The sequence below is a fragment of the Cellulomonas sp. URHD0024 genome, assembly GCF_000426185.1.
In the GTDB taxonomy this organism is placed as follows: domain Bacteria; phylum Actinomycetota; class Actinomycetes; order Actinomycetales; family Cellulomonadaceae; genus Cellulomonas.
Genome location: NZ_AUEW01000007.1, coordinates 171,121 through 187,919, shown reverse-complemented (window position 1 = coordinate 187,919; position 16,799 = coordinate 171,121). Strand labels below are relative to the sequence as shown.

Here is a 16,799-nt window from a genome sequence, read left to right as displayed (position 1 = left end):
ATGGGTGAGTCCGACGCGACGGTGAGCACCTCCTAGGTCGAGACTCCCGGCACGTGAGGATCAGGGCCGCGCGCACTTCGGCGCAGGTAGATCGCGAGGCGGGCGCCTGCGACGACGATCGCGGCGCCGACCAGCGCGGAAAGCAGCGCGTCGACGTCGATGGTCGGAACCGACGCCAGGTGCGCGAAGCCGTCGCCGGGGTCCGCGACGGTGTAGACCACCGTGACACGGTCGCCGACGAACTGGCACGAGCTGTCGGGAGGCACGGGGGTCTCGTAGTGCCGGCCGCGCACCTGGAACGTGACGCTCGTTCCGCAGGTGGCGGATCCGACGACGACACCTCGCACGGTCCCCTCGTCCGAGGCCGGCGGCGCACCGCGGAGGCCGGAGGCGACCCCGACGAGGCTGGCGACGAAGATCACCGCACCGATGAGGATCACCACGAGACCCGCGTGCTTGGTCGACCCCTCGTTGCGCCACCTGATCTGCTGGTTGCGGCCGAAGCCTGTGACCCTCGCGGGACGGAAGAGCAGCGGGCGCGCGGGCGCCGTCGCGGGTTGGACGGGGATCCCCGTCGACCAGTCGACGGGAGTGGGCGCCGGCCGCGGTGCCGGGATCACGGGCTGGAGTTCCGGCACCCGTGAACGCTGCCGGAGTCCACTGACCAGTGCCGCCACCCCGGCGACGACGACGACGCCCGGGAAGGCTTCGCCGAGAAGGACCATGGCGGCCGGTTCGCCGCCCATCATGATCGCCACGACGAAGCAGCCGAACGCCCCGGCCACGATCGCGGACAACGAGACGACCCAGAGCCGCGCCAACGACATCGTGCTGCCCAGCTCGGTCTGGGCAGGTGCCGGGGTCGGAACCCCCGACAGCCACGCCAGCTTGTTCGCCTCGGCCTGTTCCGCGACCTCCGCCAGGGCGCCGACCACCCCGCCGCGCTCCTTGTACACGTGCGCTGCTTCCAGACCCGCGACGTAGGCCGACGGCATCCGGACGTCGGCGCCCGGCGGAACTCCGATGTGCACGGCGTCGACCATCGCGGCCGCCAGCGGTGAGTCCGCGTACCGCGGGTCGGAGATCGGCGGGTACAGACTGATGATCGACTTGTCCGGCGGTGTGTACGTGATCCCGTGCAGTTGGATGCCCGGACCGATCACGAGGTCGCCGGGCTCGGGCACCTTCTCGACGTACCCGGTCCAGCGCGCGCCGTCCCACCAGCGCAGCATCCCGTCCGCGTTCGAGTCCCGGTACCACCCGGGCACGGGTCCCGTCGTCTCGCTCATCCAGCCCTCAGCTCGCGCACGACGACCGGAAGGGCCGCTCCCTCCAGGGATCGGCCGTCATTCGTCTCGGGTTGAGCGAGGCCACAGGGGAAATGCGGAACGGCCCTCCGGCGGGTTCGCCGGAGGGCCGTTCCATCGTGCGGTCCTACGCTGGGATCACTTGGTGAGCGCGCTCAGCGTCGGGTCGTTCGCGTAGATCTCCGCGGCGTTCTCCTGGGTGACGACCACGGGAGTCAGCAGGTACGACGGGACGATCTTGACGCCGTTGTCGTAGGACTTGGTGTCGTTGATCTCCGGCTTCTCGCCCTTCTGGTACGCCTGGACCGCCTTGATCGTGGCGGCCACCAGCTCGCGGGTGTCCTTGTAGATCGTCGAGTACTGCTCGCCGGCCATGATCGACTTGACCGACTCGACCTCGGAGTCCTGACCCGTGATGACAGGGGTGGGCAGGCCGGCCTGCTTGACCGACGTCAGGACGCCGCGCGCCAGGGTGTCGTTCGGGGACAGGACGCCGTGCAGCGGGGTGCCTGCGCTGTAGTTCGCCGACAGGATGGTGTCGAACCGCTTCTGGACGTTCTCCGCCTTCCAGCCCTGGGTCGCCACGGCGTCGAACGTGGTCTGGCCCGAGACGACCGTGAGCGTCTTGTCGTCGATCTTCGGCTGCAGGACGCTCATGGCGCCCTCGAAGAACGGGGTGGCGTTCGCGTCGTCCGGCGAGCCGGCGACGAGCTCGATGTTCCACGGACCGGCACCCTGGCGCTTCGCGAGGCCCTCGAGGAGCGCCTTGCCCTGCAGGACGCCGACCTGGTAGTTGTCGAACGCGATGTATTGGTCGACCGCCTCGGTGTTCTTGACGAGACGGTCATAGGCGATGACGGTCGCGCCCGTGCCCTTGGCCGCCTCGAGCTGGGTGCCCAGCTGCGAGCCGTCGATGGCTCCGACGACGATGACCTTGGCGCCCTGCTCGACCATCGCCGAGATCTGGTTCTGCTGCTCGGGAACGCCGCTGTTGGCGAACTGCACGATCGGCTTGAAGCCCGCTTCCTTGAGTCCGTCGTTGAACAGCTGCTCGGCGAGCACCCAGTTCTCCGACGTCTTCTGCGGGAGCGCGACACCGATCGTGGCGTCGGCCGGGAAGCCGGCGGCGGCGGACCCTGACCCGGAGCTCTCCGGCGTCTCGCTGCGGTCCGACGAGGAGCACCCAGCGAGCGCCAGCGCCCCGACGGCCCCCAGTGTGATCAATGCTGTGGCGAACTTCTTCATGGGTGTCACTTTCTCTTGGGCACCCGTCGCTGGGTGCGTGTGTGATGCCGTTTTGGCCGCGCCTGACCGACTCGCCGACGCATATGAGGTCGGCGACTCAGCGTGCAGGTGGTGGTGGGTTGCGGCCGGGTTCTCGTTCGTGGTCGGTGCTAACCGCGCCCGGCTGTCTCGCCGGCTGCCACCGGGACCTCGGCGACTTCTTCCTGGCCCGCTTCGGAGACCAGCTCCGCGGCGCGTCTGCTCTTGCCCTTGAACAACAGTCCGAAGATGGACGGGCGCCCCTGGACCTTGTTGTAGACGTCGAACGCGACGGCGAGCAGCAGGACCAGACCCTTGATCATCTGGGTCTTGCCGGAGCCGACGCCGTTGAGGGCGAGGCCGTTGTTCAGGACGGCCATCACGAGACCACCGATGACCGACCCGACGACGGTGCCGACGCCGCCGGAGACCGCCGCGCCACCGATGAACACGGCGGCGATCGCGTCGAGCTCCCAGCCCGTGCCGTCGCCAGGGCCCGAGGAGGTGGACCGTCCGACGAACACGATGCCGGCGACGGCCGCAAGAACCGACATGTTCGCCATGACGAGGAAGTTCACGTGCTTGATGTTCACGCCGGACAGCGCAGCCGCCGAACGGTTGCCGCCGACTGCGTACACGTGCCGGCCGATGATCGTGCGGTTGGCGACGAAGGTGTAGATGATCATGAGGACGAGCAGGATGCAGCCCGAGATCGGGAAGGACGTGCCGGGCTTGCCCGAGCCGAACAGCCAGGTCAGGTACGCGATCACGACGGACAGGACGGCCGCGCGCATGTAGACGGCGGCGGGCAGCATGTCCTCGAGGCCGAGCCTGCGCGACTTGGCCACCTTGCGGAACGCCGACCAGACCACGAGGACGATCGCGAGGATCCCCAGCAGCAGCGTGGAGTTGTTCATGTTGGTGCTGGTCGGACCCCACTCGGGCAGGTAGCCGGCGCCGAGCTTCTGGATCTCCTTGGGCACGGGGACGGACAGGTTGTTGCCGATCTCCTGGTTCATCCCGCGGAAGATCAGCATGCCTGCCAACGTGGCGATGAAGCCTGGGATCCCGACGTAGGCCACCCATGTGCCCTGCCAGACGCCGATCGCCATCCCGACACCGAGGCCGAGCAGCACGCCGAGCCACCAGGGGATGCCCCAGTCCTTGATCGACAGCGCGACACTGATGCCGACGACCGCAGCCACCGATCCGACCGACAGGTCGATGTGACCCGCGATGATCACGAGCACCATGCCGATCGCGAGGATCAGGATGTAGGAGTTCCCGTTGATGATGTTCTGCGCGTTCGTCGGCGTCAGGACCTTGCCGCCCGTCGACCACTGGAAGTACCCCAGCAGCGCCAGAAGGGCGATGACCATGCCGAACTGACGGATCCCGCCGCCGAGCAACTGCTTGAATGCCGCTTTCATCGTGTGTCTTCCCGTCGGTGCGCTGGTCAGCCGGCTGTGGCCGACGTGGTGCCGGTCATGAGTCGCATGAGGGTCTCCTGCGTAGCGTCGCCCCGGTCGATGACGCCGGTGATCGAGCCCTCGAAGATCGTGTAGATCCGATCGGCCAGGCCGAGGAGCTCAGGGAGCTCGGACGAGATCACGATGACGCCCTTGCCCTCGTCGGCCAGCCGCTGGATCAGTCCGTAGATCTCGTACTTCGCCCCGACGTCGATGCCGCGCGTCGGTTCGTCGAGGATGAGCAGGTCCGGTTCGGGGAACATCCACTTGCCGAGCAGCACCTTCTGCTGGTTGCCGCCGGAGAGCTTCGCGACGCCCTGCGTGACGCTCGGCGTCCGGATGTTCAGCGCCTTGCGATAGCCCTCCGCCGCGACGTGCGCGGCCGTGGGGTCGATCACCGAGAGCTTCGAGATCTTGTGCAGGCCCGCGGCGACGACCGTGTCCTCGATCGTGTCCAGGAGGTTCAGCCCGAGGGCCTTGCGGTCCTCGGGGACGTAGGCGATCCCCTTGTCGATCGCGTGCTGCACCGTGCCGAGATGCACCTCTTTGCCGTTGATCTCGATGGTGCCGGCCAGGTAGCGGCCGTAGGACCGGCCGAAGAGGGATCGGGCGAGCTCGGTCCGGCCGGCGCCCATGATGCCGGCGAAGCCGACGATCTCGCCGCGCCGCACGAAGAACTCGGACTTCTTGCACACCAGGCGACCGGGGATGAGCGGGTGCTCGACGGTCCAGTCCTTGACGTGGAAGAACGGCTCGCCGATCTTCGGGGTGTGGTCGGGGAACCGAGACTCGAGCGAGCGGCCGACCATTCCCCGGATGATCCGGTCCTCGTCGACACCGCCCAGGGCGACGTCGAGAGTCTCGACCGACTTGCCGTCACGAATGATCGTGATCGAGTCTGCGATCTCCTCGATCTCCTTCAGCTTGTGGGAGATCATGATCGATGTCATGCCCTTGGCCCGCAGGCCGCGCAACAGGTCGAGCAGGTGCTCGGAGTCTCCCTCGTTGAGGGCGGCCGTGGGCTCGTCGAGGATCAGCAGGCGCACGTCCTTGGACAGCGCCTTGGCGATCTCGACGAGCTGCTGCTTGCCGACACCGATGTTCTTGACGATCTCGTCCGGGGACTCGCGCAGACCCACCCGGGCCAGCAGCTCCGTGGCGCGCTTACGTGCCTCTCCCCAGTCGATGCCAAACCGACCGCGGACCTCGTTGCCGAGGAAGATGTTCTCGGTGATCGACAGCTCAGGGATGAGCGCGAGCTCCTGGTGGATGATCACGATGCCCGCGGCCTCGCTGGCATTGATGTCCTTGAACTCGACGACCTTGCCCTGGTAGACGATGTCGCCCGTGTACGTGCCGTGCGGGTAGACCCCGGAGAGCACCTTCATCAGGGTCGACTTGCCGGCGCCGTTCTCGCCGCAGATCGCGTGGATCTCGCCGGCCCGGACGGTCATCGAGACCTCGTCCAGCGCGCGCACCCCAGGGAACAGCTTGGTGATCGACTTCATCTCGAGGATGACCGGCCCGGATGCCATCTACCTACTCCTGACGCAGCGCTGCGATCGGCCTACCCATCGTTGGGCCTGTTCAGACCGTAGGCAACCCCCCTGGTTGCCGTCAACTCTTGAACGCTGGCGCGTTGCATGTCGTCATCAGTTCGATACACGAGCGTGACCTTCCGTGATCACCCTGCGTAGGGCGAGGAGGCAGGCGCCGTGGACCTCGGCGTGGTCACCCAGGTCCGACAGGACGAACCGCGTGTGGGCGGTCGCCGTGGACAGCGAGCGCTGGCGCGTGGACTGGACGATCCCGTCGAACAACGACGCCCCGACGCGGGCGAGCGGTCCACCAACCACCACCACATCGGGACTGAGCAGGTTGCAGATGGGGGCGATGGCCCGGCCGATCTGCGCCCCGGCGTCGTGCAGCAGGCGGATCGCAGCCGGGTCACCAGCGGCCACGGCGGCGATCACGTCGTCCAACTCGACCTCGCTGTCCGGACGGATCCGCGCGAAGTCCGCGACGATGCGGCGCGTGGACGCGACCGTCTCGAGGCAGCCGCGATTGCCGCACGTGCAGACCTCTCCGCCGTCGATCAGCTGTCCATGACCGATCTCGCCCGCGATGCCGGACGCGCTCTCGTAGATCTTGCCGTCGAATGCCAGGCCCGCACCGATGCCGGTGCCGACCTTGACGAAGACGAGACACCGCACCCCGCTGAACGGGCCGGTGCCCGCGTGCGCGATGGCGCCCAGGTTGGCGTCGTTCTCCAGGACGACGGGGAGGTCGAGGGCACGGGTGGTCGCTTCGACCAGGTCGATCCCGGCCCAGCTCTGGAGAACGCTGGCCTGCACGACCCTCCCCGTCACGGGGTTGAGCGACGCTGGGACCGCGACGCCGCACAGGACGACGTCGGACCGGTCGACGCCGCTCTCGGCGAGCATCTCGTCGACCATCTGCCGAGCGATCCGCAGGGTGTCGGACGGGAGGTGAGACGAGTGCAGGGTCGTGCCCCGCATCCCGAACGTTCGGCGCCCGGTGTCCATGGCCATCACCTGCAGGTGCGCGCGGCCGACATCGACGCCGACGACCACCCGACCGTCCGGCACGAGGGCCACCTCGACCGCCCTGCGCCCACCGCTGATGGTCGGGCGGGCGGAGACCCGCCGTTGCTCGGTGAGCTCTCGCACGATGCTGGAGATCGTTCCTGCGGACAGGCGCGTGCGACGCGCGAGCATCGCCTGCGTCTGCGGGCCGTCGATCCCGAGAGTGCCGACGACAAGGTCGATGTTCCGCGCACGCAAGGCCTTCTGCGATCCGGCGGACGTAGAGGCGGCTGCGTTGCCGTCGAAGACCAAGGACATGCGGCAATGTCTACGCTGAGCGAGCGGCGGCGTCAACACATGAACGCAACATGGATATGCCCGGTTCAGGACGCGCAGGCAGAGCGCTGCTGCGACGCTTCGCTCGTTGCTGCATCGCCGTCACCTGGGCAAACGCAGTCCGTCGCGTCCGAAGAACGAGGAGGGCCCGCATCCTTGGATGGATGCGGGCCCTCCCACGTCTGAGGCGGTCAGAAGTCCCAGTCGTCGTCTTCGGTGTTGACTGCCTTCCCGATGACGTACGACGAGCCGGACCCGGAGAAGAAGTCATGGTTCTCGTCGGCGTTCGGGGACAGCGCGGACAGGATCGCCGGGTTGACGTCGGTCTCGTCGCGCGGGAAGAGCGCCTCGTAGCCCAGGTTCATCAGCGCCTTGTTCGCGTTGTAGCGCAGGAACTTCTTGACGTCCTCGGTCAGGCCGACACCGTCGTAGAGGTCCTGCGTGTACTCGACCTCGTTGTCGTACAGCTCGAAGAGCAGCTCGAACGTGTAGTCCTTGAGCTCGGCGCGCTCCTCGGGCGACAGCTTCTCGAGGCCCTTCTGGTACTTGTAGCCGATGTAGTACCCGTGCACCGCCTCGTCACGGATGATCAGCCGGATCAGGTCGGCCGTGTTGGTGAGCTTGGCGCGGCTGGACCAGTACATCGGCAGGTAGAAGCCCGAGTAGAACAGGAACGACTCCAGCAGCGTGCTGGCCACCTTGCGCTTGAGGGGCGAGTCGCCGCGGTAGTACTCCATGACGATCTCGGCCTTGCGCTGGAGGTTGACGTTCTCCTCCGACCAGCGGAACGCCTCGTCGATCTCCTTCGTGGAGCACAGCGTCGAGAAGATGGAGCTGTAGGACTTGGCGTGCACCGACTCCATGAACGCGATGTTCGTGTAGACGGCCTCCTCGTGCGGCGTGATCGCATCGGGGATCAGCGACACCGCGCCGACCGTGCCCTGGATCGTGTCGAGCAGCGTGAGCCCGGTGAAGACGCGCATCGTGAGCGTCTTCTCCTGCTCCGTCAGCGTCGCCCAGGACTGCACGTCGTTGGACACCGGCACCTTCTCCGGCAGCCAGAAGTTGCCGACGAGGCGGTCCCAGACGTCTGCGTCCTTGTCGTCGTCCAGGCGGTTCCAGTTGATCGCCGAGACGCGGCTGACGAGCTTGAGCTTCTCGCTCATCGGAGTGCTTCCTTCTGTTCGTTCTGGGAGGTCAGAGCATGCACGAGACGCAACCCTCCACTTCCGTACCCTCCAGCGCGAGCTGGCGGAGGCGGATGTAGTAGATCGTCTTGATGCCCTTGCGCCAGGCGTAGATCTGGGCCTTGTTCAGGTCCCGCGTCGTGGCCGTGTCCTTGAAGAACAGGGTCAGCGAGAGGCCCTGGTCGACGTGCTGCGTGGCCTCGGCGTAGGTGTCGATGACCTTCTCGTAGCCGATCTCGTACGCGTCCTGGTAGTACTCCAGGTTGTCGTTCGTCATGAACGGCGCCGGGTAGTAGACGCGCCCGATCTTGCCTTCCTTGCGGATCTCGATCTTCGACGCGATCGGGTGGATCGAGCTGGTCGAGTGGTTGATGTAGGAGATCGACCCCGTCGGCGGCACGGCCTGCAGGTTCTGGTTGTAGATGCCGTGCTCCTGCACGAGCGCCGACAGCGCACGCCAGTCGTCCTGCGTCGGGATGTGCACGCCGGCCTCGGCGAACAGCGCCTCGATACGGGCCGTCTTCGGCTTCCACTCCTTGTCGATGTACTTCTCGAAGTACTCGCCGGTCGCGTACTTCGAGTCCGCGAAGCCCTCGAACGCGCTGCCGCGCTCCTGGGCGAGCAGGTTCGAGGCCCGGATCGCGTGGTACGCCACCGTGTAGAAGTAGATGTTGGTGAAGTCGAGGCCCTCGTCGGACCCGTAGAAGATGCGCTCGCGGGCGAGGTAGCCGTGCAGGTTCATCTGCCCGAGGCCGATGGCGTGGCCGCCGGCGTTCGCCTTCTTGATCGACGGCACCGACTCGATGTTCGTCTGGTCGGCGACGCCGGTCAGCGCGCGGATGGCCACCTCGACGGACGTGCCGAAGTCGGGCGAGTCCATGGACAGGGCGATGTTCATCGAGCCGAGGTTGCACGAGATGTCGCGGCCGACCTCCTTGTAGGAGAGGTCCTCGTTGTACGTCGACGGCGTCGAGACCTGCAGGATCTCCGAGCACAGGTTCGAGTGCGTGATCTTCCCGGCGATCGGGTTGGCCCGGTTCACCGTGTCCTCGAACATGACGTACGGGTAGCCGGACTCGAACTGGAGCTCGGCGAGCGTCTGGAAGAACTCACGGGCGCTGATCTTGGACTTCTTGATGGACGCGTTGTCGACCATCTCGTAGTACTTCTCGGTCACGTTGATGTCCGCGAACGGCACCCCGTACACGCGCTCGACGTCGTACGGCGAGAACAGGTACATGGGCTCGTTCTTCTTGGCCAGCTCGAACGTGATGTCCGGGATGACGACGCCCAGCGAGAGGGTCTTGATGCGGATCTTCTCGTCGGCGTTCTCACGCTTGGTGTCGAGGAACCGGTAGATGTCCGGGTGGTGCGCGTGCAGGTAGACCGCGCCGGCGCCCTGGCGGGCCCCCAGCTGGTTGGCGTAGGAGAACGAGTCCTCGAGCAGCTTCATGACGGGGATGACGCCGGAGCTCTGGTTCTCGATGTGCTTGATGGGCGCGCCGTGCTCGCGGATGTTGCTGAGCAGGAGGGCCACACCGCCGCCGCGCTTGGACAGCTGCAGGGCGGAGTTGATGCCGCGCGCGATGGACTCCATGTTGTCCTCGATGCGCAGCAGGAAGCAGGAGACGGGCTCACCGCGCTGCGCCTTGCCGAGGTTGAGGAACGTCGGGGTGGCCGGCTGGAACCGCCCGGACACGATCTCGTCGACGAGCGAGATGGCGAAGTCCTGGTTCCCCTCGGCGAGCGCGAGAGCGACCATGCAGACGCGGTCCTCGAAGCGCTCCAGGTACCGCTTCCCGTCGAACGTCTTGAGCGTGTACGAGGTGTAGTACTTGAACGCGCCGAGGAACGTCTGGAAGCGGAACTTCTTGGAGTACGCGTACTCGAAGAGGGTCTTGATGAAGGCACGGTCGTACTGCTCGAGGACCGCGGGGTCGTAGTACTTGTTCTCGACGAGGTAGTCCAGCTTCTCGTTGAGGTCGTGGAAGAAGACGGTGTTCTGGTTGACGTGCTGCAGGAAGTACGCCCGCGCAGCCTCACGGTCCTTGTCGAACTGGATCTCGCCGTTCGCGCCGTACAGGTTCAGCATGGCGTTCAGGGCGTGGTAATCCAGTCCCGACGTCTCTACGCGGGTATCTGCGACTGTCGTTGCCAAAATCTTCCCAATCCCTCACGGACGCTTCTGACGTCCTCTGCCGTTCCCATGAGCTCGAACCCGTACAGGTAGGGGACGTGGCACTTGGCCGCGATGATCTCCCCCGCTATGCAGTAGGCCTCGCCGAAGTTCGTGTTACCGGCCGCGATCACGCCACGGATCAGTGCACGGTTGTCCTCGTCGTTGAGGAACTTGATGACCTGCTTGGGCACTGCTCCACCCTCGTTGCCCCCGCCGTACGTCGGCAGGACGAGCACGTACGGCTCCGAGGCGTGCAGGAACGGGTCTGTCGGCTTCAGCGGGATCCGCTGGGCATCGAGACCGAGCTTCTGGACGAAACGGTGGGTGTTGTCCGAGGCAGAGGAGAAGTAGATGAGGGAGCTCATCGGTCCATCCCCTCGGTTCGGGTCGTGCGGCTTGCCCACCCGGGCAGGTGCGGCGTCGAGACCAGCACCGGCCCGGGGAGTCCTGTCAGGCGACGGCGGCGGCCAGTCGCTCGGCGAGAGCCTTGATGCGGTCGGGCCGGTAGCCCGACCAGTGCTCGCCGTCCACGATCACGACGGGCGCCTGCAGGTGGCCGAGCGACATGACGTAGTCACGCGCATCGGCGTCCTGGCTGATGTCCACGACGTCGTACTCGGCCTCGAGCTTGTCGAGCGCGCGGTACGTCGCGTTGCACTGAACGCACGCCGGCTTGCTGTACACCGTGATCGACATCGTGGCTCCTGTGTCCTGGCTGTTCTGGCTGTTCTGGCTGCTTCCTGGACCTCTGACGAGGTCCGTGCGCAGCCCGTCCGATTGGCTTGGCAAGACACTACACCTAGTGGTCGGCGACGCAATGGACCACTAGGGGTTGTAGTGACATCGGTGTGATTCTTCACCCTGTGGACAAGGTCCAGGCTACCGCCGACCACTGACACGGCCTTCTACGGGCCCGCGACCAGCGCGTTCGCAACGCGCGTCTACGGGCCTCCACAGGCGTCCACAGACCCCCATCGGACACCCACAGGACCGTGCACACGTTGTGCACACGCCGCGTGTCCGATTCGCCCGGAAATGACGGAGGGCCGTGGCGGGGGGCGACCCCACCACGGCCCTGCGTCCTCACCTCGGCGACCTGGCGGGGCCGCCGAGGCGGGCCTGCGTCAGGCCGGCGTGCCGAGCACCCGCAGCGACCACAGCGAGACACCCCACTGGGTCAACCGGGTCGGCGCGTCGATCCGGACGTACCGTCCCGTGCCCGACACGGTGACCTTGTCAGGCGTCGCGGCGGTCTTGGTGACCGTGGCCAGGGACTGCCAGGGCCCGGTCGCCGAGTCGGACACCTGGACCGTGAACCTGCCGGCCGCGGCCGCCTCCCAGTCCAGCTCCACGCTCGACAGCGCGTACCGGGCGCCGAGGTCGACCTGGACCCACTGCCCGTCGGCGTGCGCGCTCTCCCAGCGTGTGCCGGCGTCCCCGTCGACGGCCGCAGCCGCCGTGTTGGCGCCGAGCACCGAGCTCGCCGTGGCCGTCTTGCCGCGTGCGACGTCCGTGGCCTGGGGCGTGGTGGTCGTCGACGTGGAGCCGAGCACCCGCAGCGAGAAGATCGACACCCCGTACTGGGTGAGCCGCGTCGGTGCGTCGATCCGCACGTAGCGACCCGAACCCGCAACCGGGACCTTGTCCGGCGTGGCGTCGGAGTTCGTCACCGTCGCGAGCGTCTGCCACGGGCCGGTGGGAGACGACGAGACCTGCACCGAGAACTTGCCGGCCGCGGCCGCCTCCCAGTCGATCTGCACCTCGGACAGGGTGGCCGTGACGCCGAGGTCGACCTGGATCCACTGGTTGTCGGCGAAGGTGCTCTCCCAGCGGGTCCCGGCGTCACCGTCGACCGCGAGCGCGGGTGACGCCTGGCCCAGGGTGCTGCTCGCCGTGGCGGGCTTGCCCTTGGCGAGGTCGACGACCGTGCCGGGGTCAGTCGGACCCGTCGGGTCGGTTGGCGTGGTGGAGCCGCCGACGCTGATCGTCGACGTGCCCTTCACGCCCGCGACGGTCGCGGTGACGGTGGCCGTGGTCGCCGTCGACCCCGCTGTGTAGCGACCGGCCGAGTCGACCTGACCGCCGCCGCTGACCGCCCAGGTGGCTGCGACCGGACCGCCGTTGCCCGCTGCGTCGAAGGCGTAGGCCTGCAAGGCCACCGACCCACCGAGGCGCACCGCGGCCGTACCCGGGGAGACGAGCACCGTGGTCGGCGTGACCGCGTCACCCGCCAGGACCCCTCGGGCGTTCAGCTCGAAGATCGAGAACCCGTACCCGGTGAGCCGGGTGTGGCCCGCGATCCGCAGGTACCGGCCGGAGCCGGCGACCGCGAGGGTGTCGTCGGAGGCGTCGACCTTCGTCACCGACCGGATGGTCCGGAACGGTCCTGTCGCCGAGTCGGCGACCTGGACGTCGTAGGACGCGGCCGCGGCCGTCTCCCAGTCGATGGTGACGGAGCTCAGCTCGTAGCGGGCGCCGAGGTCGACCTGCAACCACTGCTCGTCCGCGAAGCTGCTCTCCCACCGGGTGGTGGCCGAGCCGTCCACGGCCAGCGCCGCCGAGGCGGTACCGCTGCTGGCCGTCGCCGTCTTGCCGTGCGCCACGTCCGCCGGGGCCGCCGTCACGTCGACGACCGCCGTCCCGCGCACGCCGCCGACCGTCACCGTGAGCGTCCCTGCGCCGAGGGTCGTCGCGGTCAGCACGCCCGAGGCCGACACCGTGCCGCGACCGCCCGCGGCCCACTGCGCGCCGGTCAGCGCGAACGGGTCGCCGTACTGGTCGACACCGGCCGCCGTGAACGCCGCGGTGGCGCCCTGGGTCACCCGGGCGAACGCCGGGCTCACCGTGATGCCGGCGAGGGCCGGTGCCGCTCCGACCCGCAGCTGCAGCGTCGCCTGGACGGAACCGACCGCAGCGGTGACGACCACCGGGTCGGCGTTCGTCGTGGCCGTGAACTTCCCGGCCGACGTGATCGTGCCGCCGCCGCTGACCGACCACGTGGTCCCGGTCAGCGGCACGACCGCGCCGTACTGGTCGTACCCGGTCGCGGTGAGCTGGACGCTCTGGCCCACGGGCACCGTCTTGGCGGCCGGCGACGCCGACACGACGATCCGGGCCAGCGTCCCGTCGAGCCCGCTGCGCACCAAGGTGCGCGCCGGGACGGCGATCGAGCCGATCTGCGTCGTGCCGTCGTACACCGCGTACGACTTCTGCTGGTCGGTCGGGTTGAACACGACGTACGTGTACGTCGTGCCGTTCCGGTAGACCTGGCTGGTCGGGGCCGCGACGTGGCGGTTCACCACCTCCTGGCCCAGCGAGAGGTTGGACTGCGCGTTGTAGAACACGGAGCCGGCCATCGAGACGCCGGTCGCGACCGGGTCGCCACGGCGGGCGAGCTCGGCGATGACGTCCGCGTACATCGCGGGGTCGGCCTGTGCCACGTAGCCGAGCACCACGTTGCCCAGGGCGTCGCCCATCCGCGAGTACACGTCGGCCGCCTGGGTCGTGTCGCGGCCGGGCGTGTACGTGCGGACCTCGTACGCGTAGAGCCGCTTGAGCGCGGCCGGGTCCGGCGTGAAGGCGGTGGACAGGTACTGGAAGACGCCCCAGCCGGTGGCCCACGTCTTGGGGTCGGCGTCGGGGGTGGCAGCCGGCGGTGTTGGCGGGGTCCAGCCGGCAGGCAGCGCGGCGGGGTTCCACACGTCGGTCGGGAAGACGAGCGAGCCGTCGGCCGCGACCGTGAACCGCAGCGTCGCCTTGGCGGTGTCGTACAGCGGGTTGGCCGCCGTGCGCGCCGAGACGTACGTGGGGTTGTGCAGGTAGGCGTTGCGCACGGCGTCCTGCATGGCCGTCACGGCGCCCGCCTTGTCGACGGTCACGTTGGCACCCCAGTCGGTGCCGACGCCGTACCAGCGCTTGGCGGCGCGGGCCAGGTTGGCACCGTTGTCGCCCGCGGTGTAGGCCCCGAGCACGGTCGGCCGTTCGTCGAACATCTTGGCCAGCAGCTCACGCCCGAAGGCGCGGTCCCAGCCGAGGTAGCCGAAGTACGGGCCCGTGGGCATCCACTGGATGCCGTAGATCCAGGCCGGGTCGCCGCTGAAGTACGTCGCGAAGGCCTGGCCCGAGTCGAACAGGATGCCCGTCGTGCCGTGCTGGTAGGCCGCCGGGTGGTTGGTGACGCCGGCGTTGCCCGTGGTCGGGGAGTCGCCCGGGGTGTCGAGCCAGTACTCCTGGACGGACGCCCGCTCGGTCACGTAGCCCATCGCGCCGGTCGCCTGCATCTGGTCGTCACCGAGCGCCGCGCCGAGCATGAAGATGCCGACCCAGGACTGGATCGCCTCGGAGCTCGACTCCTGGTTGTTGCCGCCCGGCGAGCTGAACCCGCCGGCGTAGGAGTGGCCCTCCCAGGTGTCGAACGTGCGCAGGTACGGGAAGTCGGTGGAGGACCGGTCCGAGTTGGCGTACTGCTTCGCGACGAGGGTCGCCATCGGGCCGTACTGCTGGCCCCAGGTCGGGTCGTCCATCGCGAGCAGCGCGGCCGCCAGCGTGAAGTAGCCGTAGTGGAAGTGGTTGTCGGTGAACTCGAACGAGCCGTAGGAGTCGCCGAAGCCGATCAGGGCCTTCCACGTGGGGTACCGGGCGAAGAAGTGCTCCTTCTCGCCGGGCGTGTAGGTGAACCAGTCGTCCAGGGCCGTCTTCAACGTGGCCTTGAGCGCGTTGTAGGAGTCGGTCGCGCCGACCTGCTTGGCCATCGCCATGTACTGCGCGAGCTGCAGGACGTCCTTGCCGCCCCAGTAGGTGTCGCCGCCGTACGTCGTCTTCTTGGAGTAGTCGGCGACGTACTTCTTGACCTGGGCGACGGCCGCCGCGTCGGTCGGCGCGGGGGCGAGCGGGGTGATGCCCGTGAACGGGTAGCGCAGCACCCAGCCGCCGGTCCCGACGGTCATCTTCATGCGGCCGCGGGGGGCGTCGTAGCCGTACCCGGTGAACGCGAGCGCCTGCTTGGCGTCCACGTAGTGGTGCGGCAGCCAGCCCTGGATCGTGGAGTGGTCGGTGCCCTGCAGCAGGTCGGTGGTGACGTCCCACGTCTGACGGACCTCGCCCGCGGTCGGGTCGTAGGCGTACGTCATCTTGGTGTCGCGCGGGATCGCGAAGGCGTGCGCCTGCAGGTCGGCGAGCGTCGCGCCGGACGCCGGGACCGCGCTGACGACGAGGTACGGCTTGCTGAGCGTGAGTGCGAGCACGTTCCCGGTCCGGTCGACCACCGAGCCGTCCGGCAGGTGGATGCCGAACGACCGGCCGCCCTGCGTGACCTGGACCGCGGAGACGGTCGCGGGCAGCGTCAGTGGCTGACCGCTCAGGCCGGTGAGCGTGGCACCGGGCTGCAGGACGATGCGCGGGTTCATCTGCGTGAACTCGAACCACGCGTAGGGGATGCCGCGCGCGGCGGTCACGTCCATCTTGGCCGCGCCGGCCGCCGAGGCCATCCGCCAGCTGACGTTCCACTCACCCCAGCGCAGAGCCTTGGCGTCGGCGGCGATGAACTGCGTGGAGAAGCGCTCCGACAGGTTCGCCGTGTCGTCGGTGCGGACCACCTGGTCGACGAGCACGTGGCCCCAGCCGGCGGCCAGGGAGTCGACGACCTTGATCGTGGCCGCGCGACCGCGCAGGTCGGCGACGTTCCACGTCACCCAGGCGAGCTGCTCGGAGTCGGCGCCCGTGGCGGTGCGCACCACCTGGCCGTCGACGACGAGCTGGACGCCGGTCTGGTCGGGGTGCTTGCCGCCTCCGACGAGGAACGCGATGGTGTTGTGGTCGACGGTGAAGGTCGGCGACGTGAGCGTGCCGGTCGCGCCGTCGCCGCTCGAGGACGTGAACGAGTTCAGCAGCCCCTTGCCGAGGTAGCCGGCGACCGGGCTCTGCCCCGTGGCGGATCCCGCGGTGGTGCCGGTGAACGCGGTCCCGGTGGCCGTCCAGCCGGTGGGCAGCGCGGTGTCGAAGTCGGCCATCACGACGTCGCTCGGGCCCGGCGTGGGTGTCACCGCACCCTGCACCTCGATCTCCTGGTCGAGCACGCGGGCGCTGCCGTCGGCGTTCCACGAGGTCGGCAGGAAGACCTTGGTCCCCGCCGACGAGTTGGACAGCACGAGCGGGTCGGCCCACAGCGATCCGGAGTACTTGCTGACGACCAGGTCCGTCCACCACGAGTTGGTGGGGACGGGCTTCCCGGACTGGGAGCCGTCGATGTACAGCGGCCGGTCGACGGTCGCGGACACGTCATGTCCGGCCGCGTCGAGCGCCGCCGGCGGCGCCGAGGCGTAGGACCCGGAGCCGACGGGCACCACGGCCGGGTTCTGCACGGGCGCGGCGACGGCTTGCCAGCCGCCGGCGACGACGGCGGTGCCGACCAGAGCGGTGACGACGGTGGTGGCGAGCTTGTGGCTGGAGGGCGCGCGGCGGCTGCCGGCGATGGTGCGCATCTGGAACACCTCTCGGGAGGCGCGGGCCTCGTT

General features: G+C 68.3%; 10 protein-coding genes. All 10 read right to left on the bottom strand.

Annotated features, from left to right (window positions below; all coding sequences use genetic code 11):
* Positions 1-32: 32 nt before the first annotated feature.
* The 10 genes from I847_RS26670 to I847_RS0108580 all read right to left on the bottom strand — a co-directional run bounded on the left by I847_RS26670 (position 33) and on the right by I847_RS0108580 (position 16,766).
* On the bottom strand, positions 33-1,289 hold the full coding sequence (locus tag I847_RS26670) for a DUF2510 domain-containing protein (protein ID WP_028049376.1): 1,257 nt from the start codon (positions 1,287-1,289) through the stop codon (positions 33-35).
* 156 nt (positions 1,290-1,445) lie between these two features.
* Positions 1,446-2,552: a sugar-binding protein gene (locus tag I847_RS0108620; RefSeq protein WP_028049375.1), complete on the bottom strand. Its 1,107-nt coding sequence runs from the start codon at positions 2,550-2,552 to the stop codon at positions 1,446-1,448.
* Positions 2,553-2,701: 149 nt separating this feature from the next.
* On the bottom strand, positions 2,702-4,000 hold the full coding sequence (gene mmsB, locus I847_RS22710; protein ID WP_051274627.1) for a multiple monosaccharide ABC transporter permease: 1,299 nt from the start codon (positions 3,998-4,000) through the stop codon (positions 2,702-2,704).
* A gap of 26 nt (positions 4,001-4,026) precedes the next feature.
* Positions 4,027-5,574, bottom strand: coding sequence for a multiple monosaccharide ABC transporter ATP-binding protein (gene mmsA / locus I847_RS0108610; protein WP_028049374.1), 1,548 nt, complete (start codon positions 5,572-5,574; stop codon positions 4,027-4,029).
* A gap of 117 nt (positions 5,575-5,691) precedes the next feature.
* Complete coding sequence (locus tag I847_RS22705) at positions 5,692-6,903, bottom strand: ROK family transcriptional regulator (protein WP_034609573.1); 1,212 nt, start codon at positions 6,901-6,903, stop codon at positions 5,692-5,694.
* A gap of 209 nt (positions 6,904-7,112) precedes the next feature.
* Entirely contained in the window at positions 7,113-8,087 is a 975-nt protein-coding gene (gene nrdF / locus I847_RS0108600) for a class 1b ribonucleoside-diphosphate reductase subunit beta (RefSeq protein ID WP_028049373.1), read from the bottom strand.
* A gap of 31 nt (positions 8,088-8,118) precedes the next feature.
* A complete protein-coding gene (gene nrdE / locus I847_RS0108595; protein ID WP_028049372.1) occupies positions 8,119-10,266 on the bottom strand; it encodes a class 1b ribonucleoside-diphosphate reductase subunit alpha in 2,148 nt (715 codons plus the stop codon).
* The gene (gene nrdI / locus I847_RS0108590) at positions 10,236-10,652 is read right to left on the bottom strand and encodes a class Ib ribonucleoside-diphosphate reductase assembly flavoprotein NrdI (protein ID WP_028049371.1); all 417 of its coding nucleotides are present in this window, start codon (positions 10,650-10,652) and stop codon (positions 10,236-10,238) included. Before nrdI ends, nrdE begins: the two co-directional genes overlap by 31 nt.
* An 85-nt stretch (positions 10,653-10,737) precedes the next feature.
* Positions 10,738-10,983 carry a glutaredoxin-like protein NrdH gene (gene nrdH / locus I847_RS0108585; RefSeq protein WP_028049370.1) on the bottom strand — a complete coding sequence of 82 codons (246 nt, stop codon included), beginning with the start codon at positions 10,981-10,983 and terminating at the stop codon, positions 10,738-10,740.
* A 428-nt stretch (positions 10,984-11,411) separates the two neighbouring features.
* Positions 11,412-16,766 (bottom strand): discoidin domain-containing protein, encoded by a 5,355-nt coding sequence (locus tag I847_RS0108580; protein ID WP_155856069.1) that lies wholly within the window; start codon positions 16,764-16,766, stop codon positions 11,412-11,414.
* Positions 16,767-16,799 lie beyond the last annotated feature (33 nt).

Excerpts from the sequence above, each read along its gene's own strand:
- I847_RS26670 (WP_028049376.1), bottom strand. The coding sequence starts at position 1,289 with ATGAGCGAGACGACGGGACCCGTGCCCGGGTGGTACCGGGACTCGAAC.
- I847_RS0108620 (WP_028049375.1), bottom strand. The coding sequence starts at position 2,552 with ATGAAGAAGTTCGCCACAGCATTGATCACACTGGGGGCCGTCGGGGCG.
- mmsB (WP_051274627.1), bottom strand. The coding sequence starts at position 4,000 with ATGAAAGCGGCATTCAAGCAGTTGCTCGGCGGCGGGATCCGTCAGTTC.
- mmsA (WP_028049374.1), bottom strand. The coding sequence starts at position 5,574 with ATGGCATCCGGGCCGGTCATCCTCGAGATGAAGTCGATCACCAAGCTG.
- I847_RS22705 (WP_034609573.1), bottom strand. The coding sequence starts at position 6,903 with ATGTCCTTGGTCTTCGACGGCAACGCAGCCGCCTCTACGTCCGCCGGA.
- nrdF (WP_028049373.1), bottom strand. The coding sequence starts at position 8,087 with ATGAGCGAGAAGCTCAAGCTCGTCAGCCGCGTCTCGGCGATCAACTGG.
- nrdI (WP_028049371.1), bottom strand. The coding sequence starts at position 10,652 with ATGAGCTCCCTCATCTACTTCTCCTCTGCCTCGGACAACACCCACCGT.
- nrdH (WP_028049370.1), bottom strand. The coding sequence starts at position 10,983 with ATGTCGATCACGGTGTACAGCAAGCCGGCGTGCGTTCAGTGCAACGCG.
- I847_RS0108580 (WP_155856069.1), bottom strand. The coding sequence starts at position 16,766 with ATGCGCACCATCGCCGGCAGCCGCCGCGCGCCCTCCAGCCACAAGCTC.